Origin of the sequence: Actinomadura graeca, from assembly GCF_019175365.1 — a bacterium.
GTDB classification, from domain to species: Bacteria; Actinomycetota; Actinomycetes; order Streptosporangiales; family Streptosporangiaceae; genus Spirillospora; species Spirillospora graeca.
The window spans coordinates 7,429,105-7,453,672 of sequence record NZ_CP059572.1 but is presented as its reverse complement, the minus strand read 5'-3'; the positions used below and the strand labels follow the sequence as shown (position 1 = coordinate 7,453,672).

Below are 24,568 nucleotides of genomic sequence, written 5' to 3'. Positions count from 1 at the left end.
TTAGGGACATACAACTATTCCGGAAAGGATATGGCAACGGGGTGATCAGATCCGTCCCGTCCGGCGTTCGGTCACGAGGAGCCAGACCAGGTACCCGCCGCCGAGGAGCCCGGTCACCACGCCGACCGGGAGCTGATGCCCGGGGAAGGCGCGCTGCGCGGCCCAGTCCGCGGCCACCAGCAGCGCCGCGCCCATGCACGCGGCGGGCAGCAGGTTCGGGCCGGTCGTGCGGGTGAGGCGGCGGGCGAGCTGCGGCGCGGTGAGCGCGACGAAGGACACCGGCCCGGCGGCCGCGGCGGCGAGCGAGGTGAGCAGCACGGCCGCGGCCAGCATGATCAGCCGGGCCCGCGCGATCGGGACGCCGAGGCCGTGCGCCGCGTCGTCGCCCATCTCCAGCATCCGCAGGGCACGCCCGCAGCCGACGAGGACGAGGGGCCCGAGGACGGCCAGCGCCGCGAGCACCGGCGCCGCGTCGGCCCAGTCGCGGCCGTCCAGGCTGCCGGTCAGCCACAGCACGGCGCGGGCGGCGTCGATGATGTCCGCCTGGGTCAGCAGGTAGCCGTTGACGCCGGTGAGGATCGCCGCGACGCCGATGCCGACGAGGACGAGCCGCTGGCCGTGCGCGCCGCCGCGACCGGCGGCGGCGTACACCAGCAGGCCGGTCGCGATGCCGCCGGCGGCGGCGCCGGACGCGACCGCCGCGCTGCCGCCGCCGGCCAGCACGATGACGGCGAGCACTCCGGTCGCGGCGCCCTGGGTGAAGCCGAGGATGTCGGGGCTTCCGAGCGGGTTGCGGACGAGCGACTGGAAGATCGCCCCGGCCAGGCCGAGCGCCGCGCCGACGGCGAGCCCGGCGGCCACGCGCGGCAGGCGGATCTCGTTGACGATGAGCGAGTCCGCGGGCGAGCCCCGCCCGGCGAGGGTGCGAACCACATCGGCGGGGGCCATCGGGAAGTCGCCGCTGCCGATCAGCACGACACCGAGGCCGAGCGCCACCAGAAGGCAGACGGCGGAGACGGCGAGCGCGCGCGGGCGGAATCGAAACGACAGCCCCCCGGGCGTCCGGACGACGGCGAACCGCTGCGTCCGCCCCGGGTCGCCCCCGCTCACGCCGCGGCCGCCCTGCCGCGCGGGCGCCGGACGAAGTACAGGAAGACGGGCCCGCCCAACACGACCATCACGATGCCCACCTGGAGCTCGGACGGGCGGACGAGGACACGTCCGAGCACGTCCGCGCCCAGCATCAGCGCGGGCGAGAGCACCGCGCAGTAGGGCAGCAGCCAGCGCAGGTCGGGGCCGGTCAGCGCGCGGACGAGGTGCGGCACCATCAGCCCGACGAAGACGACGGGCCCGCATGCCGCCGTCGCGGAGCCGCACAGCAGCGTCACCGCGGCGATGGCGGCGATCCGGGCGCGTCCCGGGCGGGCGCCGAGCGAGCGCGCCGCGTCCTCGCCCATCGCCATCGCGTTCAGCGGCCGGGCGAGCAGCAGGGCCAGGACGAGGCCGGCCGCCACGAACGGGGCGACGCGCACGACCGTGGAGGGCTGCGCGGCGCCGAGGGAGCCGACCGTCCAGAACCGCATGCGGTCAAGCGACGCGGTGTCGAGGAGCTGCACCGCGTTGACGTAGGAGAACAGCGCGGCGTTCAGCGCGGACCCGGCCAGCGCGAGCCGCGCGGGGGTCGCGCCGTGCCCGCCGCCGACGGCGTAGAGCAGCACGGCCACGACGCCCGCGCCCGCGAACGCGAACCACACGAACCCGGCGAACGAGGAGATCCCGGCGAACGAGATCGCCGAGACCACCGCCGCGGACGCGCCCGCGTTGATGCCGAGGAGCCCGGGATCGGCGAGCGGGTTGCGGGTGAGCGCCTGCATGACCGCGCCGGCGAGGCCGAGCGCGACGCCCGCGAGGAGCCCGAGCAGGGTCCGGGGCAGGCGCATCTGGTGGACGACGGTGTGGCTTCCGGAGCCGCTGTGGACGAGACCGTCCCACGCCTCCGCGGGCGACAGCGGCTTCGCGCCGACCGCGAGGCTCAGGACGAGGACCGCGAGCAGGAGCAGCAGCGCGCCGGCCAGCCCGGCGGCGCGGGCGGAGCGGGAGCGCACCGGCCGGGCCGCGCGAGCGCCCGAGGCCGGGGCGGGGCCGCCCGTGCGGCGTGCGCGCGGCGGGCCGGAGGCGTCCGCCTCGGCCTGCGTGGATCTCGTCGAGGGCACGAACGGGGCTCCGGGAGGACGGGCCGGGGACGCCGGCGGCCCCCCGCTGGGACAAGACTTAGGTTAGGTTAACCTAAGCTCCGCACGGGTCGGAATCCGACCACCGTAATACGGCTGGAGAACGAACCGAAATGTCGATCACCGGTGTCCGGCACCTCACCCGCCGCGGCCTCCTGGGCGCGGGCGGCGCCGCCGCCCTCGGGGCCCTCGCGAGCGCGTGCGGCGGCGGGAACGGCGCCGCCTCGTCCGGCGGCGGCGCGTGGACCTTCACCGACGACCGCGGGACGAAGGTCGGGCCGAAGGCCCGCCCGAGACGCGTCGTCGGCTATGTCGGCACCGCCGCGGCGCTGTACGACTTCGGAGTCGAGCAGCAGCTGGTCGGCGTGTTCGGCCCGACGCGGCTCAAGGACGGCAGGCCCGACCCGCAGGCCGGGGACCTGCCCGTCGGCCGGCTGATGGTCATCGGCAACGCCTACGGCGAGTTCGACATCGAGAAGTACGCGGCGCTGCGCCCCGACCTGCTCGTGGCCAACATGTTCGTCGAGGACGAGCTGTTCTACGTCCCCGCCGAGAGCAAGGACAAGATCTTCGCGCTGGCGGAGAGCGTCGCCATCTCCACCGGCGCGGTCCCCCTGCCGAAGCCGATCGAGCGGACCGCCGCGCTGGCCGCCGCGCTCGGCGCCGACCTGAAGGCGGCCAGGGTGACCGCGGCGAAGGCCCGGTTCGACAAGGCGTCGGAGGCGCTGCGCGCCGCCGCCGGGGCCAACCCGGGGGTGAAGGTGCTGGCCGCGTCCGCGAGCCCCGACCTGTTCTACGCCTCCAGCCCGGCCAAGAACACCGACCTCATCTACTTCAGGGAGCTGGGCGTGGACCTCGTCGTCCCGCGCAGGCTCGGCCAGAACGGCTACTTCGAGAACCTGAGCTGGGAGAACGCCGACCGGTACCCGGCCGACGTGATCATGCTCGACAGCCGCACCCAGGCGCTCCAGCCGAAGGACCTCGGGTCCAAGCCGTCGTGGCGGGACCTGCCGGCGGTGAAGGCGGGACAGGTGATCCCGTGGCAGCCGGAGCCCCGGTTCTCCTACGCGGGCTGCGCGCCGATCCTCGAAGCCCTCGCGAAGTCCATCCAGTCCGCCAAGAAGACCGGCTGAGGAGAACACGATGACGGCTCCCGCACATCCCTTCGGCTTCTTCGAGCTGCACGTCCTGCGGGTCGCGCGGCTCGGCCCGTCCATGGCCCGGATCACCTTCGGCGGGGCGTGCCTGGACGCCTCGGCGCGGGGCACCGGCGCGTTCGTCACCGGCGGACGCGACCAGCGGTTCAAGCTGTTCCTCCCGCACCCGCACCAGGACGCGCCGCTGATGCCGGACGACTGGTCGCCCGACACCTGGTTCGCCGACTGGCGGGCCCTGGACCCGGCCGAGCGCGGAATCATGCGCTCCTACACCGTCCGCGGGCAGCGCCCCGGCGAGCTGGACGTCGACTTCGTGCTGCACCTGGACGGGGCGTCCGGCCCCGCCGCGCGGTGGGCCGCGTCCGCGCGTCCCGGCCACCGCGTCGTCGTGCTCGGGCCGACCGGACCCGACAACGGCGGCTACGACTTCCGCCCGCCGCCCGGCGTGCCCGTCCTGATCGCCGGTGACCTGACCGCGCTGCCCGCCATCGCCGGCAACCTCGCCTGGCTGCCCGCCGGGACGCCCGCGCGGGTGTGGATCGAGGTGCCCGGCGACGGCGACCGCCAGGACCTGCCGACCGCCGCCGACGCCGAGATCGCCTGGGTCTCCCCCGGCACGCTGCTGGACGCCGTCCGCGCCGCCGAGCTCCCCGACGGGCCGTACGCGTGGATCGCGGGCGAGTCCGCCACGGTCAGGGCGCTGCGGCGGCACCTGGTGAACGAGCGGGGGCTCGACCGCCGCTCGGTCACCTTCACCGGCTACTGGCGCCGCGGCGCGACCGAGGAGGACCTGCTCGCCGAGGTCGTCGCGGGTGGCGGCCCGGCCACCGGGGAGTGACCCGCCCGGCCGCGCGGCGGCGTCACCGGGGGTCGTCCGCCCCGGGGCCGCCGCGGGCCGTCGCCGGGTCGCCCGCGCCCGGCGCGGGGCCGGCGGCCGACGCGCGGACGGTGTCCTGGTGCCCCGGCCACCAGGCGGCGTGGCCGAGCAGGACGGTCACCGCGGGGACCAGGAACATCGACATCACGAACGCCGCGAGGATCACGCCGAGCGCCACCGTCGTCCCCATCTCCTGCATCGCGTCCGCCTCGGCCAGCAGGAACGTCGCGAAGCTGCCCGCGAGGATCAGCCCCGCGGACGCCACGGTCGGCGCGGCCTGCTCGAACGCGTGCCCGACGCCCCGCCGCGGCGGGTGCCCGGCCCGCGCCTCCTCGCGCAGCCGCGCGATGACGAGGATGTTGTAGTCGGTGCCGAGCGCCGTCACGAACAGGTACACGATCAGGGGCAGGAAGAAGATCACGCCCGTGTGCCCCTCGCCCCACTGGAACAGCGCGACGCTCGCGCCGATCGTGCCGAGGAAGCTCAGCACCACCGCGATCATCAGGTAGACCGGCGCGACGACGCTGCGCAGCAGCACCCCGAGGATGATCGCGATGAGCAGCCCCGCGATCGGGAACACGACCCGGTAGTCGCGGTTCATCGCCTTCTGCAGGTCGACCATGACCGCGGTCTGCCCGCCCACGATCACCTCGGTGCCCGGCGGCCCGGAGGCGTGCGCGGTGTCCCGGACGGGCCCCGACACGGTCTTCATCGCCGCCTTGGACAGCGGGTCGTCCGCCAGCTGGACGTTGACGAGCGCCGTCCGCCCGCCGGCGCCCCGCTCCGGCGGCTCGACCACCGCGACGCCCTTCGTGGTCCTGAGCCTCGCCGCCACCGTCTCGGCCGCCCCCGGCGGGAGCGGCCCGCCGCCCGTGCCGGTGACGAACACCTGCGTGGCCTCCTGCACACCGGCGGGGAAGCCCTTCTCCAGATCGTCCAGCCCCTTGGCGGCCTCCGTGCCCGCCGGCGCGGACGCCATGTTGAAGTTCGCGCTGAACCCGAGCGCGCACACCGACAGCGCGACGAGCACGGCGCCCGACACCAGCGCCACCTGCCACGGGCTCCGCCCGATGAAGCCGCCCAGCCGCGCCGCCTTGCGGTGCGGCGGCTCGGCCCGCCACGACTTGCTCGGCCAGAAGACCTTGGACCCGAGCAGCGACACCACGGCCGGGATCAGCGTCAGCGCGGCCACCAGTGTCGTCGCGACCGCGATGCCCATCGCCGGTCCCATCGACTTCAGCATGCCGAGCGACGCCAGGATCAGCGCGCTGAACGCGACGATCACCGCGCACGCCGCCGAGGCGATCACCTCGCCGACCCGCTCGACGGCCGACACCATCGCGGTCTTGCCGTCCTCACCCGCCCGCAGCCGCTCCCGGTACCGGAACAGCAGGAACAGGATGTAGTCCGTCCCCACGCCGAACAGCACGATGGGCATCAGCGACTGCGTCAGGCTGTCGCCCTTGAGGTCGAACGCCGCGTTCACGCTGCCGATCAGCGCCAGCGCCACCATCATCACCAGCCCCACCGTGAGCAGCGGCAGGAACGCCGCCACCACGCTGCGGAACGTGAAGATCAGCAGGACGAAGATCACCACGACGGTGGCGCCGAGCGTGATCGAGTCGCTGCGCTCATAGGACTCCTGCGCGTCGGCGTTGATCGCCGCGTTCCCGGTCACCCGCGCGGTGAGGCCGGTCCCCCGCGTGCCCTCCGCGAGCGTGTCGCGCATCTCGTCGATGCCCTTGGCGACGTCCGGGTCGTCGAAGCTCTCCGACGTGAACCGCGCGTTGATCATCTCGACCTCGCGGTTGGGCGAGACGGGCCCGGGGAGCACCTGCTGGACGCCCCGGGGCCGCTCGTCCTCCAGCGTCCGGGCCAGCCGCGCGGTGACCGCCTGGTCCGCCGGGGTCAGCGCCCCGCCGTCCGAGCGCGTCACCGCGACGATCGCGTTCTGCCCCCGCGTCTGCGGGAACGCCTCCCGCGTCAGGTCGAACGCCCGCACCGACTCATAGGAGCCGGGCAGGAAGTCCGTCTGCTCCGAACTGGCCTTGAACCTCGGCGCGAACCCCGTCAGCAGCACCGCGGCCACCACCCACGCCGCGATCACCCACCAGCGGCGCCGCACCACGAAGCGTGCCAGTCCCCCGAACATACCGACCCCCGATCACGGCATTCCGGCGACCTCCTACCCGCGGTTATGAAACAGACACATCCGGCGACTGCCGGACATCTTCGCGACACGCTCCCCCACCAGGGAACGGAGCGAAACGTGATGTAAATAAAGGTCAAAATCACCAAATGAAACCATATTTGGGACGAGCCTCAACCCGTGTCCACCCCGCGACAGTGGAACGCTCCCGACCGCACGGCCGTCTTCTCCCCGAGGTCACTAACGCGACCCTCGACGGAAACATAGGATCCTTCCCGTCCGGTCACGTACTTCCGAGGAGTCGACGTTGTCCGCTTCTGGCACGTCTCCCACTAACCCGCCCGCGAATCTCCCTCCCCATTTGCCCCAATATGCCGCAGAACGGTTTCGAACCGACATTCCATCCCCGGCGCGGGCGTGGAACTACTGGCTCGGAGGCAAGGACAACTACGAGGTCGACCGCACGATCGGGGACGCCACCGCGGCGGTGAACCCCGAGGTCGTCACCATCGCCCGGCAGTCCCGCCTTTTCCTCGTCCGTGCCGTGCGCCACCTCGTCTCCGACGTGGGGATCCGCGACTTCCTGGACATCGGGGCGGGGTTGCCGACACAGTCCAACACCCATGAGATCGCCCAGCGGGTCGCGCCCGAGGCCCGTGTCGTCTATGTCGACAACGACCCGATGGTGCTGGCCCATGCGCGGGCGCTGCTGCGCGGTACCACGCCCGAGGGCGTCACCGACTACCTCGACGCCGACTACCACCATCCCCGGCAGATCCTCGACGAGGCCGCCAACATCTTGAACTTCGGACGGCCCATCGCGGTGATGTTCATGGGCGTCATGGGGTTCTGCCAGGACTACGCGACGGCAAGGCAGATCGTCGCCGACACCATGGCGGGCGTCCCCTCGGGCAGCCACCTTGTGTTGTGGGACTGCACCGACACCACCGACGCCGCCCGGCGCAGCACCGAGACGTACGCCGAATCGGGGACCCTCCCCTACCATCTGCGCAGCGTCGCGGAGATCGACGGGTTCTTCGACGGCCTGGAGAAGATCGAGCCGGGCACGGTCTCCATCACGCAGTGGCGGCCGGACCCCGCCCGGGACGGCGGGCCCGGCCACGTCAACGGCTACGGCGCCGTCGCCCGCAAGCCCTGACCGGCACGCGGGGGCGCCTGGTGCAGGACCTCCCTCTGCCAGTGCTCCCGCGGCTGGACGTGCAGGTCCCAGTAGCGTTCGGCGATCAGATCGGGATCGAAGGCGGTGCCCGGGGCGACGGCGCCGTCCACCGTCACCGAGGCCACGTGCACACCCTCGGGCCCGTACCGCAGGTGCAGCAGCTCCACGAGCGTGCGCACGCCGGCCTTGCCGAGCGACAGGCTCACGTACTCGGGCCTCGGCTCGGGCATCCCGCCCGTGACCAGGAACGACCCGGTCCCGCGCCGCGCCATCGCGGGCACCGTGCGCGCCGCGGCCGTCAGCGCCCCGACCACGTTGACCGACCACGCCTCCAGCTGCGCCCGCGCCGGCAGCCCGCCCACCTCATCGGGCCGGACGACCGCGGCGTTGTACACCACCGCGTCCGGGACGCCCAGTTCCCCCGCGGCCACGTCGAGCGCCCCGCACAGTGCCGTCTCGTCGGCGCTGTCGGCCGTCAGGGGCACCACCCGCACGCCCAGCGCGGCCACGTCGTCCGCCACGGCCCGCACCGTCGCCTCCGACCGGGCCACCAGCGCCACCGGCAGCCCCTCCCTGGCGAACCGCCGGGCGACCGACCGCCCGATCCCCGGCCCCGCCCCGATCACCACCACTCCCGGCATCGAACGCCCCTTCCCCGTGATTATGCGGCCTGTGAGTATCCGGCCCGTGAGTATGCGGCCCGTGAGTATGCGGCCTCTGGATATCCAGCCAAAGAACGGCCTTCTCCACGGATGACCGCAGACGGTTCGGACGTTAGAGCCTCACATCGTGTGAGGGTCAATCGTGCGAGGGCCAACGGAGGCGGGACGAGCATGAGGATCGGTGAACTGGCCGACCGGACGGGCGTGAGCCCGCGCCTGCTGCGCTACTACGAGCAGCAGGGCCTGCTGCGACCGGCCCGCCTGGGCAACGGCTACCGCGAGTACCGCGAGGCCGACGTCACCGCGGTCCGGCGCATCCGCGCGCTCCTCGACGCGGGCCTGCCCACGTCGGTCATCGCCGTCGTCCTGGACTGCGTCCACGAGGACGGCGGCACGCTGATGCCCCGGCCGTGCCCCGGCATGGTCACGCACCTGAGACGGGAGCAGGCCCGCGTGACCGACACGATCACCCGTCTCCAGGCGTCCCAGCGGACCCTCGACGCATGGCTTTCGTCCCTGTCGTCTCTGTAGTCCCTGACGCCTGACGCCTGACGCGCGGCACCTCCGAACACCGGAGACCCGACCGCCGAAAGGAGGCGCCAGGCGAGCCGTCACCGTCTCCTTAGTCGTCTCACTCCTCCTCTGAGAGCACCCGTTCTCCTCCTTCAGAACCATGGCCGGGCCGCCCGCTCGTACGCGTTTCTCAGTAGCGGAATGCCTTGACACGCATGATTACGGGAGAGGGCGCGGCCGGAGAGCCTTAGGGGGTTCCCGAACCAGATACGGAGACCCCTTTCATGGCGACCTTCCTCTACAGGCTGGGACGCGGGGCTTTCAGATGGCGTCGCTGGGTGACGCTTCTGTGGCTCGCGGTCCTGGCCGCCGTCTTCTTCGGTGCGCAGAACGCGGGCAAGGCCCCGTCCGACTCGGTGTCGATGCCGGGGATCGAGTCCCAGAGGGCGTTCGACCACATCAACGACACATTCCCCGGCGCCGCGGCCGACGGCGCCGACGCGCGGGTGGTGTTCGTCGCCCCGGACGGCCAGAAGGTCACCGCGCCCGGGAGCCGGGCGGCCATCGATGCGCTGGTGGCCCGGGTGTCCAGGGGGCCGCAGGTCGCCGGCGTGGAGAGCCCCTTCGACGAGGACGCGGTGAGCGACGACGCGTCCACGGCGTTCGCCACCGTCACCTACAAGACCACGGCCGAGGACCTCACCGACGCGAGCAAGACGGAGCTGAAGGACGCCGTCGACCGCGCCCGGGAGGCGGGGCTGACCGTCGAGCTCGGCGGATCCGCGCTGGAGACGGAACCGGCGGGCGCCGTCGGCGAGATCCTCGGCGTCGGCGTCGCCGCGGTGGTCCTCCTGATCACCTTCGGATCGCTGGCAGCCGCCGGGCTGTCGCTGGTCACCGCCCTCGTCGGGGTGTTCGTCAGCCTCCTGTCGATCACCGCCCTGCAGAGCGTCCTCGACCTGTCCTCGACGACGGGCGAGCTGGCCATGATGCTCGGCGTCGCGGTCGGCATCGACTACGCCCTGTTCGTGGTCTCCCGCTACCGGGAGGAGCGCGCCGCGGGACGCGAGCCCCGGGAGGCGGCAGGGCTGGCCGCGGGCACCGCCGGCACCGCGGTCGTGTTCGCCGGGCTCACCGTCGTCATCGCGCTGGCCGGGCTGGCGGTGGTCGGCGTCCCGATGCTCACGAGGCTGGGGATGGGTGCCGCGGGCGCGGTCGTCGTCGGCGTCCTGGTCGCGCTGACCCTCGTCCCGGCACTGCTCGGCTTCCTCCCCGACGCCGTCCTCCCGCGCCGCACCCGCACGCGGGGCCGCGCCGGAGGAGGCGGCGAGATGGGCGCCCGGTGGGCGCGGTTCGTCCTGCGGCGGCCCGTGCCCGTGCTGCTCGCCGCGGTCGCCGCCCTGGGCGCCGTCGCGGTCCCGTCGCTGACCATGCGGCTCGGCATGCCCGGCGACGAGACCAAGCCCACCTCGACCACCGAGCGCCGTGCCTACGACGCCCTGGCGGACGCCTTCGGCCCCGGGTTCAACGGCCCGCTCACCCTGGTCGTGGACGCGGGCGGCGCCGCCGACCCGAAGGCCGCGGTCGCGAGGGTCTCCGCGAGCATCGCCCGCACGGACGGCGTGGTCTCGGTGTCCCCGCCCCGCTTCGACAAGGCGGGGCGGACCGCGGTGCTGTCGGCCACCCCGTCCACGGCGCCGACCAGCGACAGGACGAAGGACCTCGTCCGGGACATCCGCGCGGGCCGTCCCGCGATCGAGTCCGCCGCCGGCGCGACCTTCGAGGTCACCGGCACCACCGCGCTGAACATCGACGTCGGCGAGAAGATGCGGAAGGCGCTCGTCCCCTACCTCGCGACCATCGTGGGACTGGCCTTCCTGCTCCTCCTGCTGGTGTTCCGCTCCGTGCTGGTCCCCTTGAAGGCCGCCCTCGGTTACCTGCTGTCGGTCGGCGCCGCGTTCGGGGCGCTCGTCACGATCTTCCAGGAGGGCCACGGAGCCGGGATCTTCGGCGTCGACCAGCCCGGCCCGATCATGAGCATGATGCCGATCTTCCTGGTGGGCATCAGCTTCGGGCTGGCCATGGACTACCAGGTCTTCCTCGTCTCGCGGATGCGCGAGGCGCACGTCCACGGGGAGCCGCCCGGCCAGGCCGTCGTCACCGGCTTCCGGCACAGCGGCCGGGTCGTGATGGCCGCCTCCCTGATCATGATGTCGGTGTTCGGCGGGTTCATGACCGGCGCCGGGACGATGATCAAGATGGTCGGCTTCGGGCTGGCGTCCGCCGTGCTGTTCGACGCCGTCGTCGTCCGCATGGTGATCGTGCCCGCCGTCCTCGCCCTCCTCGGCAGGCGCGCCTGGTGGCTGCCGCGATGGCTGGATCGGCTGCTGCCGCGCGTCGACGTCGAGGGCGAGTCCCTGCGCCGCGGTCCGGCGCCGCCCACCGCCGTGCCGGACGGTCCCGAGCGCCACACCGCGCACGCCTGACGCGCATCCGGGGGCCGTCCGCACACCCGCGCGGGCGGCCCCCGCCGCTCCGTGCCCCACCATGGGTACAGGGAACCCGGGAGACAGCCTCATGATCACGGCATGGCGGCGGTTCGCCGACCATCACCCCCGCCTCGTCGAGGCGGCCTTCCTGCTGCTGGTCTACGCGGCGTCCGGCTGGCAGTACGCCGAGGACGCGCACGGCTGGTGGCCCGGGGCGCTCCCGGCGACCGCCGCGTGCCTCGCGCTGCTGTGGCGCCGCCGCCGTCCGGCCATGGCCGCCGCGTGCGTGTCGGCGTGCGTCGTCGCCGCGGGCGGCCTCGGGTATCCCCTCGACCACCTCATGCTCGTCCCGCTCATCGTCGCGTTCTACGAGCTGGGCGTCCGCGTCCCCGAGCGGATCGCCCGCGTCCACGGCCTGGCCGCCATCGCGACGTTCGCCGTGGCGGCGCAGCTGACCATGGACGACGACGAGGCCCAGAAGCTCGCGACGTTCGCCCCCGCGTTCTGGATCATCGTGGCGGTCGTCTCGGGTGCCGCCGTGCGGGGCAGGCGCGCCTACCTGGACGCCGTGCACGCCCGCGCCGAGTACGCCGAGCGCACCCGCGAGGAGGAGGCCCGGCACCGCGTCGCCGAGGAACGCGTCCGCATCGCCCGCGAACTCCACGACGTCGTCGCCCACCACATGGCCCTGGCCAACGCCCAGGCGGGCACCGCGGCCCACCTCCTGCGCACCCGTCCCGAGCAGGCCGCGCGGATCCTCGACGAGCTGACCAGCACGACCGCCTCGGCGCTGCGCGAGCTCCAGGCCACCGTCGGCCTCCTGCGCCGATCCGACGATCCGCAGGACCCCCTGGAACCGTCCCCCGGGCTGGCGCGCCTCGACGACCTGGTCTCCGACTTCGGCTCCGCCGGGCTCCGCGCCACCATCACCGTCGACGGGGAGCGGCGCCCGCTCTCCCCAGGCGTCGACCTGGCCGCGTTCCGCATCGTCCAGGAGGCGCTCACCAACGTCGCCAAGCACGCCGGTGCGGACACGGCCGACGTGACGCTCACCTACAAGGCCGACACCCTGACCCTCACGATCAGCGATGACGGCGGCACCGTCCCGCGCCCCCCGGCTCCCGGCGGCGGGTTCGGCCTCATCGGGATGCGCGAACGCGCCCAGTCCGCCGGAGGACGTCTCCGGGCGGGCCGCCGCCCCGGAGGGGGCTTCGCCGTCACCGCCGACCTGCCCATCCACCCCTGATCACCGGAAGGCCCGGATGACCATCAGCGTCCTTCTCGCCGACGACCAGACCCTGCTGCGGGCGACCTTCCGCATACTGATCGACTCCTGCGAGGACATGGAGGTGGTCGGCGAGGCCGCGGACGGCGGGCAGGCCGCCGAGCTCGCCCGCGCGCACCGTCCCGGCATCGTCCTCATGGACATCCGCATGCCCGGCGTCGACGGCCTCACCGCGACCGAGGCCATCTGCGCCGACCCGGACCTGCGGGACACCCGCGTCCTCATCCTCACCACGTTCCAGACCGACGAGCACGTCGCCCGGGCCCTGCGCGCCGGGGCGAGCGGCTTCCTCGGCAAGGACGTCTCCGCCGACGGCCTCCTCACCGGCATCCGCACCGTGGCCGCGGGCGACGCGCTGCTGTCCGGCGCGGCCACCCGCTCCCTCATCAGCCGCTTCCTCACCACCCCCGAACCCGGCGCGGAACAACCGTTCCCGTCCGAGGTGTCCGCCCTCACCGCCCGCGAACGCGAGGTGACGATCCTGGTCGCGGACGGCAAGTCCGACACCGAGATCGCCGAGGAACTGTTCCTCAGCCCCCTGACCGTGCGCACGCACGTCCAGCGGGCGAAAACAAAACTCGGCGTCCGCGACCGCGCCCAGTTGGTCGTCGTCGCCTACCAGTCCGGCCTGGCAAGAACCCCGTGGTCGTGAACACACGAAGCGGTCGTTCTAGCAAACGAAGCCCCGGCCCAGCTGACCAAGACTCACCGTCCGGGCGGTCAGCGCTTCAACACCGCCACCAAGCCCGCGAACTCCCCACACCCCACCACCAACCGGGGCCCATCCGGATCCTTGGAGTCACGGACGGCGACCGCACCCGCCACAGAAGCCAGTTCAACACAAGCGCCGCCGTTGTTCGTGCTCCGGCTGCTCTTACGCCACAGCGCATCACTCACGTCCACTTCTCCTCAACCACCTTACGGATCAGCTCTTCGGTGTCGCGGGTCAGGGTAGGCGCGCCGGTTCTGCCTCAGAAGGTCAAAGGACCAACAACCGTCGTCCTTGATCGGCCGTCTCATGGGCGGATTCGCAGGCTAGGCTCCGCCCTCGATGACCCGGGTCGTCGAGCGGACGTCCGTCCTGTTTCCCTGTTCGGCCGAAGGGAGCCCGCCGGGATGAGCACGGTGCATCGGTCGATCGTGTGCGCCGACATCGAGGGTTTCGGCGACCCCCTGAGGTCCGACGCCGACCGGGTGGTGGTGCGCGGCGGACTGTACGAGGCGTTGTCCAAGGCGTTCGACGGTTCGGCGGTGCCGTGGGACGACTGCTATCGGGAGGATCGCGGCGACGGGGCCCTGGTACTCGTGTCATCCGAGATACCCAGGAAGGTTCTCGTCACCGATCTCCCAATTCTGCTCGCCAAGGAATTGGCCGCCTACAACCAGGAATGCGAGTGGCAGGCTCGGATCCGGTTACGGATAGCGATGAATGCAGGTCACATCCAGTATGACGAACACGGTGTCGTCGGGAGCGCGATCAACCTGACGTTCCGGATATTGAACGCCGAGCCGTTCAAGCAGGCACTGGCGTGTTCCTCGGGGCTTCTCGCACTCGCGGTCTCCAATTCCTTCTACGCGGAGGTCGTCCGGCACGAACGGCGAAGCTCGCCCTTCTCGTATCGCCGGGCGCGGGTGCTGGAGAAGGAGACCAAGACCGACGCGTGGGTGTGCCTGCCCGACCGTCCCTTCCCGGACGACGCGGACCCCGCGACGCTCCCGCCGCTGCCAACGCCCCGGCCGGTGAACGACAACTGGTCTCCTCCACGGCAATTGCCCGCGGACACGGCGCATTTCACCGGTCGGGACGACGAACTGTCGCGGCTCCTGCACCTCGCCGCGGACGGGCGGCGTCCTGCGGGCGTGGCGGCCATCTCGGCCATCGACGGCATGGCCGGGATCGGCAAGACGGCCCTCGCCGTGCACGCGGCCCACCTCCTCGCCGATCGGTTCGACGACGGATGCCTGTTCCTGGATCTCCACGGGCACACTGACTCGGTCGACCCGGTAAGTCCCGAGGACGCGCTCGAACGGCTGCTGCGGGCGTTGGGGGTGCCCGGCGAGCGGATCCCCCACGACGTGCACGAACGCGCCGCGCTCTACCGCAGCCGGCTGGCCGGGACCCGGACGCTGATCGTGCTCGACAACGCCTCCGGCGCGGAGCAGGTCCGGCCGCTGCTGCCGGGGGAGGCGGAATGCCTCGTGCTGGTGACGAGCCGGCGACGGCTGATCTCCCTCGACGAGGCCCTGCCGATCTCGCTGGACGTGCTGGCCCCCGCCGACGGGCTGGCCGTGCTCGTCGCCGGTGCCTCACCGCGCCGTATCGGCGCCGACGAGATCGACGCGGCAAGGCGGGTCGTGGACCTGTGCGGGCGGCTGCCGCTTGCCGTCCGGATCGCCGCCGCGCACCTGCGTTCGCGTCCGGCCTGGACCGTGACGTACCTGGCCGGACGTCTCGCCGAGCATCGCGGCGCGCTCACCGTCCTGAACGACCGGGAACGCGACGTCGCCGCGGCCTTCGCGCTGTCCTACCGTGCCCTCACGCCCGACCAGCGGCGGATGTTCCGGCGCCTCGGCCTGCACCCCGGAGCGGACGCCGACGTCCACGCCGCGGCCTCGCTCGCGGGCACGACCGCCGAACAGGCCCGCCGCCTGTGCGAGGACCTCCTCGACGTCCACCTCCTGCACCAGCCCGCGCTCGGACGCTACCGGTACCACGACCTGACGCGGGCCTTCGCCGCCGAGACCGTCGCGGCCGAGGAGTCCCCGGACCGGTGCCGCGCGGCCCTTACCAGGCTGTTCGACCACTACCTGGGCACCGCGGCCGCCGCGATGGACGTCCTGTACCCGGCCGAGAAGGACCGCCGTCCCCGCGTCCCGGCGGCCGAGACGCCCGGCGCGCCGGTGGACGAACCGGCCGCCGCCCTCGCCTGGCTGGACGCCGAACGGCCCAACCTCGTCGCCGTCTGCGCCCACGCCGCCGCGCACGGCCTGCCGGAGCATGCGACCCGCCTGGCCGCCACCCTGTTCCGCTACCTCGACATCGGCGGCCACCTCACCGACGCGGAGAACCTCTACGGCCATGCCCGCCGCGCGGCCGCGGCCTCGGGCGACCGAGGCGGGGAGGCGCACCTCCTGACCAGCCTCGGCGGCGTCCACTGGTACCAGGGCCGCTACGAGCGCGCCGACCAGATCGTCCAGGAGGCGCTGGCGATCTTCGAGGCGACCGGCGACCGCTACGGGCAGGCCCGCGCCCTGAGCAGCCTCGGCATCGTCCACTGGCGCCAAGGCCGGTACCGGCGGGCCGCCGACGGCAACCGGCGGGCCCTCGCCCTCTACCGCGAGATCGGCGACCTGCCAGGGCAGGCCCGCGCTCTCGGAAACCTCGGCCTGGTGCGCTGGCGGCAGGGCGCCTACGCCGAAGCGGTCAGCGCCCTGTGGGAGGCTCTGGCCCGCAACCGCGGGCTCGGCGACCGGCGCGGTGAGGCGCGCATGCTGGGCAACCTCGGCAACGTCCACCACCATGAGGGCCGGTACACGCAGGCGGCCGACCACCACCTCCGCGCCCTCGCGCTGTACCGCGAGATCGGCGACCGCATCGGCGAGGCGGACGCCCTGACCAACCTCGGGCTTCCCGTCCGGCGGCAGGGCCGACCCCGGCGGGCCGCCGACCACCACCTCCGCGCCCTCGCGCTCTTCCACGAGCACGGTGACCGCAACGGGCAGGCCCGCGCGCTCAACGGCCTCGGCGAGACGCTCCACGACCTCGGACACGACGGCCGGGCCCGCGTCCAGCACGAGCTGGCCCTGGCCATCGCCCTCGAAACGGGCGACCGCTACGAGCTCGCCCGCGCCCACACCGGCCTGGCCGTCATCCATCTCGGCGCCCCAGCCTCCGGCCACGACCGGGACCACGCCCGCCACCACGCGCGGCAGGCCCTCGCGATCTACACCGACCTCGACGTCCCCGAAGCCCGCGACGTCCAAGCCCTCCTCAAGGGCGACCACCCGACCGATACCGCCACAGAACCGCCATGATCCCGTTCCGGCGGGAAGCACCACACTCACTCATAGGTGAGGGGCAGGCCGAAGGAAGCGAACAGGGCCTGGTCGATGAAGCTCGAAATGTGGACGATCCCGGCACGCGAGACGGTGAGCACCTGGATGGAGTGCGCGCGCAGTAGCCCGTCCTCGCCTCGCAGGTACATGCCGAACGCCGGCTGGCCGTTCGCGCGGGTGGGGACGAGCCGGTTGCCGCCGGGACCCGAGGACAACCGCTCGGTGAGGAGCCGCCCGATGGAGTCCCTGCCGCTGAACCACTGCGGGACGGGCGGCATCTCCCAGGCCGCCTGCTCGGTGAGCAGCCGCGTGATCGCGGGGACGTCGACGGCCTCGAACGCCTTGGCGAACCGGTCGAGCAGCTCCCGCATCTCCGGTTCGTCCGGCTCGGTGATCTCGTCGCTGGCGGGGACGAGCCGCTCCAGCCGGGCACGGGCGCGCAGCAGCGTGCTGTTCACCCCCGTGCCCGTCATGCCCAGCAGCTCGGCGACCTCCGCCGCCGGCCACGCCAGCACGTCCCGCAGGATCACCACCGCCCGCTGCCTGCCCGGCAGGTACTGGAGCGCGGCGATCAAGGCCAGCCGCAGCCCGGCCCGCGCCGCCACCACGGCGGCCGGGTCGTCCGGCGCGCGTCCGATCAGCCTGTCGGAGAACGGCTCCAGCCAGGTCACCTCGGGTGCGCGCGAGCCGACCGGCGGCACGTCGTCGGACGGCGCTCCGAGGCCGGAGGGCAGCACCCGCCGGCTGCTGTGCTCCAGGGCGTTCAGGCACGCGTTGGTGGCGATCCGGTACAGCCACGTCCGCAGCGACGCCCGGCCGTCGAACCCGGCGTAGGAGCGCCACGCGCGCAGGTACACCTCCTGCACCAGGTCCTCGGCGTCGTGCACCGAACCCAGCATCCGGTAGCAGTAGGCCAGCAGCTCCCGCCGGAACGGATCGGACAGCCGCGCGAACTCGTCGGGATTTCTCTCATCGGTCTGCATAGGACGCACCTCCCCTTGTACTGACCGGCGGTGCCCGTCGAAGTCGTCGGCCTCCGCCCGCCGAATCCGCGGCGCCGCCCGGTCTGTACAGGCGACCGATGGAATACCGAGGAACGCAACCCGGAGGAAACGCGCATGTCCCAGAGGACAAGCGGCTGGCTGCTCGGCCTGACCGCGGCGGCGTCACTGATGGTGGCCCTGGACGCGACGGTGGTGGCGACCGCGCTGACCAGCATCCGGCTGGACCTGTCCGCCACCATGGAACAGCTCGAATGGACGGTGAACGCCTACACCCTGAGCTTCGCCGTCCTGCTCATGACCGGCGCCGCGCTCGGCGACCGGTTCGGGCGCAGGCGGATGTTCGTGGGCGGGATAGCGCTGTTCACGGCGGCATCCGCGGCGTGCGCCCTGGCCCCCGGCATCGGTTGGCTGATCACCGCCCGCACCGTCCAGGGATGCGGTGCGGCGCTGGTGATGCCGCTCGCGATGGCGCTGCTCAGCCACGGTTTCCCGCCCGAACGACGCGCCAGGGCCCTGGGCGTCTTCGCCGGGCTCATCGGCCTGGCGGTGGTGGCCGGCCCCGTGCTCGGCGGGATCGTCACGGAGGGCCTCGCCTGGCAGTGGATCTTCTGGCTCAACGTGCCGATCGGGGTGGCCGTCATCCCCCTGGTGCTCCGCCGCGTCCCGGAGAGCCGTGGCGCCGCGGCGTCCTTCGACCTCGGCGGCGTCGCCCTGGTGACCGCCGGCGCGCTCGGACTGGTCTGGGGCCTGATCCGCGCCAACACCACCGGCTGGACGGCCCTGGAGGTGGACGGTGCCCTGGCGGCCGGCGCGGTGCTCCTCGCGGGCTTCGTCGCGTGGGAGCTCCGCGTCCGGCAGCCGATGGTGCCGATGCGGCTGTTCCGTTCGCGCGGCTTCTCCGCCGGCAACGCCGCCGCGCTCTTCATGTACGCGTCCCTCTACGGCTCCCTCTTCTTCATGGCGCAGTTCCTCCAGACGGCCCTGGGCGACGGGCCACTGGCCGCCGGGCTGCACCTCGTCCCGTGGACGGCGACGGTGACGGTCGTCGCCCCCCTCGCCGGAACGCTGGTGAACCGCGTGGGAGCCCGCACGCTGACCGTCACCGGCCTGACCATGCAGGCGGCAGGCATGGGATGGATCAGCCTCGAAGCAGGCCCGTCACTCGCGTTCCCCCACCTGATCGTCCCGATGATCCTGGCGGGCGCCGGGATCAGCATGGCGATGCCCGCCGCCCAGACCTCCGTCATCAACGCCGTCGCGCCCCAGGAGATCGGGACGGCCTCCGGCGTCTTCAATACGCTCCGCCAGTTCGCCGCCGTCCTCGGCGTGGCCGTCCTCGCCGCGGTCTTCGGCGCCAAGGGCGGCTACGGCACCGCGCAGACCTTCTCGGACGGCTTCGCGCCCGCCATCGCCGTCAGCGGCGCGCTGTCACTGGCCGGCGCGTTCGCCGCCGTCCTCCTCCGTCCGGCCCGGCCCCGGCCCGGGCCGGCCGATCCGCCGGCCTCCGCCTCAGCCCGTCCCGCGGCGCGGCGCCGTCCCGTGCCCGGGCCTCGCTGAACCGGCCGCGAAGGCCCGCCAGAGCGACGGCCCATTCCCACTTCATCCGAACAACGAAGGCACGACGAGAATGGCTCGGGCACAAACCCGCAGGTCACAGCGCGCTCCTTGCCAAGCGGCCACTATCAGATGGCGGAACGCGACCTCGGAGGATACAGGTGGTAGCGTGCGTTTGACGTGCCGACTCCTTCAAAGGAGACGAAGCCCATGCAAGCCGATGAACCACCGGGGGATCTGGCATTAACGGGCGACGACACCGACGCGCTCGACCTGCGCACCTTCAACCCGTTCGGCCCGCATATCGGCTCGGCCTACCGTTTCCTGGAAAAGGCCCGCGCACAGGAACCCATCTTCTTTTCCGAGGCGCTGCAGTCCTGGTGCGTCACCCGATACGACGACATCAAGCAGATCGCCGCTGATCCGAAGACGTTCTCCTCCAGCGATTCGTTTCCCAGACCCGTCGGGCTGCCGGACGAAGCGCAACGGGCGGCGGATCTCCTGTTCGACAACACCATCGTGACGGTCGGCGATCCGCCACGGCATACCGATGTGCGCCGGATCGTGCACAAGGGCTTCAAGCCCGGCGCCATCGCCGCGTTCGAGCCGTCGATCCGCGAGATCATCGCGCGGAACGTCGACCGGCTCCCCTCGTCCGGCGCCTTCGACCTGGTGAGCGAGTTCTCCGATGTCGTGCCGCTGGAGGTCGTCATGCACGTGACCGGCTTCCCCTCCAGCGAGCACGACCAGCTCCGGCGGTGGATCACCCACGAGATGGCCTTGTTCGCCGGGACGGCGGGGCTCGGCGAAAGCGAGCTGATCGTCCACGGCCGGGGCTTCACCGAGGCGATGGCCTACCTCCGCGACCTGGTGGAGACCCGGCGGGCGCAGCCGGGCGACGACCTCATGTCGGTGATGATCCTCGGAGACCCGCACGGACGTGTGCTCACCCCCGACGAGATCGCCGCCCAGACGATCGGCCTGATCGCCGCCGGATGGGAGACCACCGGCAACGCCATCACCAACATCGTCCGCGCCCTTCTCGAACACCCCTCCCGCTGGGCGGCCCTCGTGCGCGGGGACGTCGCCGCCGACCAGGTCGTCGCCGAGGGCCTGCGCTTCGACACCTCCGTGTTCGGACTGTTCCGCACGGCGACACGAGAGACGACCGTCGGCGAGGTCACGTTCGCCAAAGGCGACAGGCTCTTCCTCTTCTACGCCTCGGCGAACCACGATGCCGACCATTTCTCATCGCCAGGAGAATTCAGACTCGACCGGGCCAACGCGAAACAGCACCTCAGCTTCGGCCACGGAATCCACAACTGCATCGGCGCCCCCCTCGCCAGACTCGAACTCGAGATCGCCCTGGAGCTTCTGGCCGGGCGCTACCCCGGGCTGCATCTGGAAGACGGTGAACGGCCCCCCGTTTACAGACCCTTCAGCCAGTTCAAGGGCCCCGCGACACTACGGGTCGTCCCATGACGGCGACCGAGGACGCCTGAAAGGGCAGGACCGCCTTAGCCGAACCGCACCACCCGGATATCGGCCCGCCCACCCACCGGATCAATTCAGTAGCTGAAGGTGGTGGCGCCCTCGTCGCCGATCCACTCCCACATCGGGACCGTGCCGCCGAGCTCGGCGCCAGCGATCAGGCCCTTCTCGTCGAGCTTGCGGGAGTTGAAGCAGATCGGGCAGACCAGGAACCGGCCGCCGGCCGCGGTGTAGCGGGCGACCAGGTCGGCGAGCGGCGGGCAGCCGTCGCAGGCGACCCCCGTCGCCACCCCCTCGACGGCCAGCCGCGCGGCCTCCTTGGTGAGGAACATCAGCGTCGGACGCCCCTGCTCGGCGGCGCCGACGGCGACCAGGAACGCCACGGTGACACGCTCCGGGTCCTCCAACCCGGTGATAAGACTGACCACGGCTTTTCCGGACATGATCTCGCTCCTTCGCTCGTCCTGCCGACGATCCTTCGGCATGGCCCGGTCCCGAACCAGTACATTTTCTGTAGTGCAGGACATCGGCGAACGGAGGCGGGGACGTGGATCGTCACGGTCACCAGTGAAGCGCTACGGCCAGTACTGCCCGGTCGCCCGCGCGGCCGAGATCCTCGCGGAGCGCTGGACGCTGCTCGTCATCCGCGAACTGCTGTGGGGCCAGGACCGGTTTAACGCCATCGCGCGGGCCGTGCCCCGGATGTCCCCGACGTTGCTGGCCGCCCGGCTGCGCCAGCTCCAACGGGCCGGGCTCGTCGAGCGTCACCTGGTCGACGGTGAGGCCCGCTACCGGCTGACCCCCGCGGGCGAGGAACTGCGCCCGGTCCTGGAGCTGATGGGCGCATGGGGCGTCCGCTGGATGCAGGAGGTCCTGCCGGAGGAGTACGACCCGGCCCTGCTGATGCTCGACATCGGCCGCGCGTCCGATCCGGAGCGCATGCCCGAGCGCCCGGTCACCGTCCAGGTGCACTTCGCGGACGCCTCAGCCGGTCAGGAGTACTGGTGGATGGTGCTGTCCCGCTCCGAGGGCGCCGACGTCTGCGACACCGACCCCGGCCGCCCGGTGACCATCTGGCTGGACACCGACGTGCCCGTCCTCACCCGGATCTGGATGGGCGACCTGACCTGGTCGGCCGCCCTCCAGACCGGGTCCCTCCGCCTCACCGGCGACCGCCCGTCCTGCCGCGCCCTGCCCACCTGGCTGCACGTCAGCGGCTTCGCGGCCGTCCCCCGCGCAACCTCGCCCCTACCCCGCTGACCACCCGGGCCTGCGAGCCCCACCCAAGACCGCAACCACGTCCCCGCCGAGTGCTCCCACGAGGCCGGACGGGACATCTGCCGCCACGAATCGCAGGCCCGCCCGAACGAACAACACCACGGAGCCGAACCGCATCGTCGAACGACATCGGCGGACCGGAGCCAGACAGAATGTCGCGCAGACACGGAAACGGCCCCGCTCCGGCTTCACGGATGGGGCCTGAACTGCGACGATGAGAAGATCCTCTTGCTCCCGCGATTGGACTCGAACCAATAACCTGCCGGTTAACAGCCGGCTGCTCTGCCGATTGAGCTACGCGGGATCGTGCCTGCCGGGCCCGGGGGCGTACCGGCGGGTCTAGGTTAGCGCATGTCCAGGGCTGTTCGCGCACGCGTTGCGGGCGGTGTGGATGGAGGCGCCGATCGTGGGTATGGGTGTGGGACCTTACCGCCAGGACCTGGGAGTTGACATGAAATACGCGTTCATCGCCGGCGCCGCGATCGGCTACGTCTTCGGGACGAGGGCGGGGCGCGAGCGCTACGAGCAGCTGAAGGAGTGGTCGCGGCAGGTGTCGGAGAACCCGAACGTCCAGGAGGCCACGGAGAAGCTGCGGGCCAAGGGCAACGAGGTCGCCGGGGTCGCGCGGGGGAAGGCCGAGAGCCTGACGTCGTCGGCCAAGGACAAGGCGCCTGAGCAGGTGCAGGGCGGAGAGGGCGCGAAGGCCGGCGCGGAGCCGAACGCCTATCCGGGTTGACCGGCTCCGCTGGTCAGAGGCCGGTCTGGCGGCGCAGGTCCTCGAGGATCTGCTCGGCCTGGGCCCGTAGGCCCGGGTCGGCGGGGTCGAGGCCCGCGCCGAAGACGAAGGACCAGCGGACCTCTCCCCCGGCGGCGGGACGGCGGCCGGCGATCCGGACCTTTCCGCCGCCGGGGAGCCTGGCCTGGTGGCTGACGGCGATGGTCGCGGTGACGCGTTCGCGGACGGTCTCCGGGACGGAGCCGGGGTCGGTGAGGCGCACGTGGTGCTCGGCCCCGGCGGAGGTCTCCTGGACGTGGAGCCAGCCGTCCTTCCAGGACGCCTGGTCGACGCGTTCCCAGGGGATGCGGGTGAAGCCGCCCTCGGGGGTGGGGACGTGCAGGGCCGTGGTGGTCGCCGTGACGTGGGAACCGCCGCGGGTGGGGGCCGTGGCGAGGACGCGTTCGCCGCGTTCCAGGGCGACGCCGGCGGGCACCCGGCCTCGGAGTAGGCGCATTCCCCCACGGTAGGCGATCAGGCGGCCTGCGGGGCGCGGCGGGCACCGAGCAGGTCCAGGACGAGCGCCGCGGACCAGGAGTGGTCGTGGGAGCCGCGGCCCGTCCCGTCGAAGGGGTCGAAGAACTCGCGGAAGCCGGACTGGCGGACGAGGCGCATGGTCGACCCGTAGAGCAGGTCCGCGACGACCGGGAGCCCGTGGGCGAGGGAGCCGTACCAGAGCAGCCAGTTCGTGCTGATCCAGGTGGGTCCGCGCCAGTATCCGCCGCGGTCGAAGGCCGGGGCCTGGATGTCGCAGGTGGGGACGGGGTAGCCGGCGGCCCCGGCGAAGCGGGCCGACAGCAGGAGGTCGACCAGGTCCCGGACGATCGGCGCCGGCAGGTCGGGGTCCAGGAGCGGGCCGAAGGAGGCGGCGGTGACGACCGGCAGGAGCCGGTCCTCACGCAGGTCGCGGGCCCGGAAGCAGCCGGCCTCGGTGTCCCAGAGGCGTTCGCGGAGCGCGGCGTGGACGTGCCCGGCGCGCTCGCGATGCGGGACGGGGTCACCGCCGACGAGCGCGGCGATCTCGGCGAGGGCGTGCGTGGAGGCGATGTAGGTGGCGTTGACCAGGGGGTCCTCGACGGCGAACGGATGCGAGTCGCGGAGGTAGCCGGGGTCGTAGCCGGCCTCGCGCATGAGGATGGCGAGCCGGACGTAGCGGTCGTAGTCCTCGCCGGTCGGGAGGGTCCGGGGGACGTGGGCGGGCGCGTAGGCGGTGGGCGGGAGCCGGAGCCGCCCGAGGGGCCGGTCCCAGGCGGGGCTGTTGTCCAGGCCCGACTCCCACGGGTGGCAGATCGCGATGAGGCCCCCGCCGGCCAGGTCCCGGGTGCGGGCGAGGTGGCGGTGCTGGGCGGCCAGCAGCGGATAGAGGCGGGCGAGGAACGCGCGGCTGCCGTCGGCGTCGGGGGCGCACTTGTGGAGGCGGAGGGCGGCGAGGGCGTGCAGCGGGGGGTGGGTGAGCCCGGAGGTGTGGACGCCCCGGGGCGCGCCGGGCTGATGTTCGCTGCGCCACAGTTCGGGGCCGGGGAAGAACGCGTGCCGGGCGAGGCTGCTGTTGAATACGAGGTGCGGGAGCATCCCGTCCGCCCACTGGCCGCGGAACAGCGACAGCAGCTCGGCCTCGGCGCGGTCGGGGCGGTGCCGGGCCAGGCCCATGCTGATGAACGCCGAGTCCCAGCTCCACTGGTGCGGGTAGAGCCCCGGGGACGCGGCGGTGGCGGCGCCGGTCCAGTTGGCGTCGAGCACCCGGGCCGCGGCCTGCCACAGCGCGGTCTCGTCACCGGTGAGACGGGTGCTCATGTTCTCAGGGCGCCCTCCCTGGTCGTGGCCTCACCGTGATTGTGACCGCGGAAACGGGCCGCGACGACCCCTG

Annotated in this window: 21 protein-coding genes and 1 tRNA gene; 12 read left to right on the top strand and 10 right to left on the bottom strand. The window is 72.6% G+C overall.

Annotated elements, in window-relative coordinates:
• Positions 1-45: 45 nt before the first annotated feature.
• Positions 46-1,110, bottom strand: a complete 1,065-nt coding sequence (locus AGRA3207_RS33115) for a FecCD family ABC transporter permease (protein ID WP_231331050.1) — start codon at positions 1,108-1,110, stop codon at positions 46-48.
• Entirely contained in the window at positions 1,107-2,213 is a 1,107-nt protein-coding gene (locus AGRA3207_RS33110) for a FecCD family ABC transporter permease (RefSeq protein WP_231331049.1), read from the bottom strand. The genes AGRA3207_RS33115 and AGRA3207_RS33110 overlap by 4 nt, the downstream gene beginning before the upstream one ends.
• 131 nt (positions 2,214-2,344) lie before the next feature.
• Between AGRA3207_RS33110 and AGRA3207_RS33105 the strand changes: the two genes are divergently transcribed.
• Both AGRA3207_RS33105 and AGRA3207_RS33100 read left to right on the top strand, forming a co-directional pair.
• On the top strand, positions 2,345-3,364 hold the full coding sequence (locus AGRA3207_RS33105) for an ABC transporter substrate-binding protein (protein WP_231331048.1): 1,020 nt from the start codon (positions 2,345-2,347) through the stop codon (positions 3,362-3,364).
• Positions 3,365-3,374: 10 nt separating this feature from the next.
• Positions 3,375-4,226: a siderophore-interacting protein gene (locus AGRA3207_RS33100; protein WP_231331047.1), complete on the top strand. Its 852-nt coding sequence runs from the start codon at positions 3,375-3,377 to the stop codon at positions 4,224-4,226.
• A 22-nt stretch (positions 4,227-4,248) separates the two neighbouring features.
• On the opposite strand, the gene AGRA3207_RS33095 is transcribed toward AGRA3207_RS33100, so the two are convergent.
• Positions 4,249-6,417, bottom strand: coding sequence for an MMPL family transporter (locus tag AGRA3207_RS33095; RefSeq protein WP_231331046.1), 2,169 nt, complete (start codon positions 6,415-6,417; stop codon positions 4,249-4,251).
• A 358-nt stretch (positions 6,418-6,775) separates the two neighbouring features.
• Here AGRA3207_RS33095 and AGRA3207_RS33090 point away from each other — a divergent pair, with 358 nt between their 5' ends.
• The gene (locus AGRA3207_RS33090) at positions 6,776-7,573 is read left to right on the top strand and encodes an SAM-dependent methyltransferase (RefSeq protein WP_231331045.1); all 798 of its coding nucleotides are present in this window, start codon (positions 6,776-6,778) and stop codon (positions 7,571-7,573) included.
• Here the strand turns inward: AGRA3207_RS33090 and AGRA3207_RS33085 are convergent.
• The gene (locus tag AGRA3207_RS33085) at positions 7,546-8,235 is read right to left on the bottom strand and encodes an SDR family NAD(P)-dependent oxidoreductase (RefSeq protein WP_231331044.1); all 690 of its coding nucleotides are present in this window, start codon (positions 8,233-8,235) and stop codon (positions 7,546-7,548) included. The two genes, AGRA3207_RS33090 and AGRA3207_RS33085, sit on opposite strands and share 28 nt — an antisense overlap.
• Positions 8,236-8,427: 192 nt before the next feature.
• Here AGRA3207_RS33085 and AGRA3207_RS33080 point away from each other — a divergent pair, with 192 nt between their 5' ends.
• From AGRA3207_RS33080 to AGRA3207_RS33065, 4 genes are all read left to right on the top strand, one after another.
• The gene (locus AGRA3207_RS33080) at positions 8,428-8,787 is read left to right on the top strand and encodes a MerR family transcriptional regulator (RefSeq protein ID WP_231331043.1); all 360 of its coding nucleotides are present in this window, start codon (positions 8,428-8,430) and stop codon (positions 8,785-8,787) included.
• 320 nt (positions 8,788-9,107) lie between these two features.
• On the top strand, positions 9,108-11,255 hold the full coding sequence (locus AGRA3207_RS33075) for an MMPL family transporter (protein WP_231331042.1): 2,148 nt from the start codon (positions 9,108-9,110) through the stop codon (positions 11,253-11,255).
• Between the two features lie 91 nt (positions 11,256-11,346).
• Positions 11,347-12,504: a sensor histidine kinase gene (locus AGRA3207_RS33070; RefSeq protein WP_231331041.1), complete on the top strand. Its 1,158-nt coding sequence runs from the start codon at positions 11,347-11,349 to the stop codon at positions 12,502-12,504.
• A gap of 16 nt (positions 12,505-12,520) precedes the next feature.
• The gene (locus AGRA3207_RS33065) at positions 12,521-13,195 is read left to right on the top strand and encodes a response regulator transcription factor (RefSeq protein ID WP_231331040.1); all 675 of its coding nucleotides are present in this window, start codon (positions 12,521-12,523) and stop codon (positions 13,193-13,195) included.
• A 68-nt stretch (positions 13,196-13,263) separates the two neighbouring features.
• On the opposite strand, the gene AGRA3207_RS40400 is transcribed toward AGRA3207_RS33065, so the two are convergent.
• On the bottom strand, positions 13,264-13,368 hold the full coding sequence (locus AGRA3207_RS40400) for a DUF397 domain-containing protein (protein WP_420830925.1): 105 nt from the start codon (positions 13,366-13,368) through the stop codon (positions 13,264-13,266).
• Positions 13,369-13,659: 291 nt separating this feature from the next.
• Here AGRA3207_RS40400 and AGRA3207_RS33055 point away from each other — a divergent pair, with 291 nt between their 5' ends.
• Entirely contained in the window at positions 13,660-16,578 is a 2,919-nt protein-coding gene (locus AGRA3207_RS33055; protein ID WP_231331038.1) for an ATP-binding protein, read from the top strand.
• A gap of 26 nt (positions 16,579-16,604) precedes the next feature.
• Here AGRA3207_RS33055 and AGRA3207_RS33050 read toward each other — a convergent pair whose 3' ends face one another.
• A complete protein-coding gene (locus AGRA3207_RS33050; RefSeq protein WP_231331037.1) occupies positions 16,605-17,582 on the bottom strand; it encodes a sigma-70 family RNA polymerase sigma factor in 978 nt (325 codons plus the stop codon).
• Between the two features lie 135 nt (positions 17,583-17,717).
• Between AGRA3207_RS33050 and AGRA3207_RS33045 the strand changes: the two genes are divergently transcribed.
• Together AGRA3207_RS33045 and AGRA3207_RS33040 are read left to right on the top strand one after the other, a co-directional pair.
• Positions 17,718-19,160, top strand: coding sequence for an MFS transporter (locus AGRA3207_RS33045; protein ID WP_231331036.1), 1,443 nt, complete (start codon positions 17,718-17,720; stop codon positions 19,158-19,160).
• A gap of 207 nt (positions 19,161-19,367) precedes the next feature.
• Positions 19,368-20,639, top strand: coding sequence for a cytochrome P450 (locus tag AGRA3207_RS33040; RefSeq protein ID WP_231331035.1), 1,272 nt, complete (start codon positions 19,368-19,370; stop codon positions 20,637-20,639).
• An 86-nt stretch (positions 20,640-20,725) separates the two neighbouring features.
• On the opposite strand, the gene AGRA3207_RS33035 is transcribed toward AGRA3207_RS33040, so the two are convergent.
• Positions 20,726-21,091, bottom strand: a complete 366-nt coding sequence (locus AGRA3207_RS33035) for a DsrE family protein (protein WP_231331034.1) — start codon at positions 21,089-21,091, stop codon at positions 20,726-20,728.
• 124 nt (positions 21,092-21,215) lie between these two features.
• Between AGRA3207_RS33035 and AGRA3207_RS39995 the strand changes: the two genes are divergently transcribed.
• Positions 21,216-21,908 carry a winged helix-turn-helix transcriptional regulator gene (locus tag AGRA3207_RS39995; protein WP_273699965.1) on the top strand — a complete coding sequence of 231 codons (693 nt, stop codon included), beginning with the start codon at positions 21,216-21,218 and terminating at the stop codon, positions 21,906-21,908.
• A gap of 249 nt (positions 21,909-22,157) precedes the next feature.
• On the opposite strand, the gene AGRA3207_RS33025 is transcribed toward AGRA3207_RS39995, so the two are convergent.
• Positions 22,158-22,230, bottom strand: a tRNA-Asn gene (locus tag AGRA3207_RS33025).
• A 147-nt stretch (positions 22,231-22,377) separates the two neighbouring features.
• Here AGRA3207_RS33025 and AGRA3207_RS33020 point away from each other — a divergent pair.
• Positions 22,378-22,662: a YtxH domain-containing protein gene (locus AGRA3207_RS33020; protein ID WP_231331033.1), complete on the top strand. Its 285-nt coding sequence runs from the start codon at positions 22,378-22,380 to the stop codon at positions 22,660-22,662.
• 13 nt (positions 22,663-22,675) lie between these two features.
• Here AGRA3207_RS33020 and AGRA3207_RS33015 read toward each other — a convergent pair whose 3' ends face one another.
• On the bottom strand, positions 22,676-23,158 hold the full coding sequence (locus tag AGRA3207_RS33015) for a hypothetical protein (RefSeq protein ID WP_231331032.1): 483 nt from the start codon (positions 23,156-23,158) through the stop codon (positions 22,676-22,678).
• Positions 23,159-23,175: 17 nt separating this feature from the next.
• The gene (locus AGRA3207_RS33010) at positions 23,176-24,495 is read right to left on the bottom strand and encodes an MGH1-like glycoside hydrolase domain-containing protein (RefSeq protein ID WP_231331031.1); all 1,320 of its coding nucleotides are present in this window, start codon (positions 24,493-24,495) and stop codon (positions 23,176-23,178) included.
• Between the last annotated feature and the right edge of the window lie 73 nt (positions 24,496-24,568).

Bases quoted from the DNA above. Each gene is read 5' to 3' on its own strand.
- AGRA3207_RS33035 (WP_231331034.1), bottom strand. From the start codon at position 21,091: ATGTCCGGAAAAGCCGTGGTCAGTCTTATCACCGGGTTGGAGGACCCG.
- AGRA3207_RS33050 (WP_231331037.1), bottom strand. From the start codon at position 17,582: ATGCAGACCGATGAGAGAAATCCCGACGAGTTCGCGCGGCTGTCCGAT.
- AGRA3207_RS33055 (WP_231331038.1), top strand. From the start codon at position 13,660: ATGAGCACGGTGCATCGGTCGATCGTGTGCGCCGACATCGAGGGTTTC.
- AGRA3207_RS33040 (WP_231331035.1), top strand. From the start codon at position 19,368: ATGCAAGCCGATGAACCACCGGGGGATCTGGCATTAACGGGCGACGAC.
- AGRA3207_RS33100 (WP_231331047.1), top strand. From the start codon at position 3,375: ATGACGGCTCCCGCACATCCCTTCGGCTTCTTCGAGCTGCACGTCCTG.
- AGRA3207_RS33080 (WP_231331043.1), top strand. From the start codon at position 8,428: ATGAGGATCGGTGAACTGGCCGACCGGACGGGCGTGAGCCCGCGCCTG.
- AGRA3207_RS33020 (WP_231331033.1), top strand. From the start codon at position 22,378: ATGAAATACGCGTTCATCGCCGGCGCCGCGATCGGCTACGTCTTCGGG.
- AGRA3207_RS33045 (WP_231331036.1), top strand. From the start codon at position 17,718: ATGTCCCAGAGGACAAGCGGCTGGCTGCTCGGCCTGACCGCGGCGGCG.
- AGRA3207_RS33085 (WP_231331044.1), bottom strand. From the start codon at position 8,235: ATGCCGGGAGTGGTGGTGATCGGGGCGGGGCCGGGGATCGGGCGGTCG.
- AGRA3207_RS33010 (WP_231331031.1), bottom strand. From the start codon at position 24,495: ATGAGCACCCGTCTCACCGGTGACGAGACCGCGCTGTGGCAGGCCGCG.
- AGRA3207_RS33070 (WP_231331041.1), top strand. From the start codon at position 11,347: ATGATCACGGCATGGCGGCGGTTCGCCGACCATCACCCCCGCCTCGTC.
- AGRA3207_RS33095 (WP_231331046.1), bottom strand. From the start codon at position 6,417: ATGTTCGGGGGACTGGCACGCTTCGTGGTGCGGCGCCGCTGGTGGGTG.
- AGRA3207_RS33015 (WP_231331032.1), bottom strand. From the start codon at position 23,158: ATGCGCCTACTCCGAGGCCGGGTGCCCGCCGGCGTCGCCCTGGAACGC.
- AGRA3207_RS33065 (WP_231331040.1), top strand. From the start codon at position 12,521: ATGACCATCAGCGTCCTTCTCGCCGACGACCAGACCCTGCTGCGGGCG.
- AGRA3207_RS33105 (WP_231331048.1), top strand. From the start codon at position 2,345: ATGTCGATCACCGGTGTCCGGCACCTCACCCGCCGCGGCCTCCTGGGC.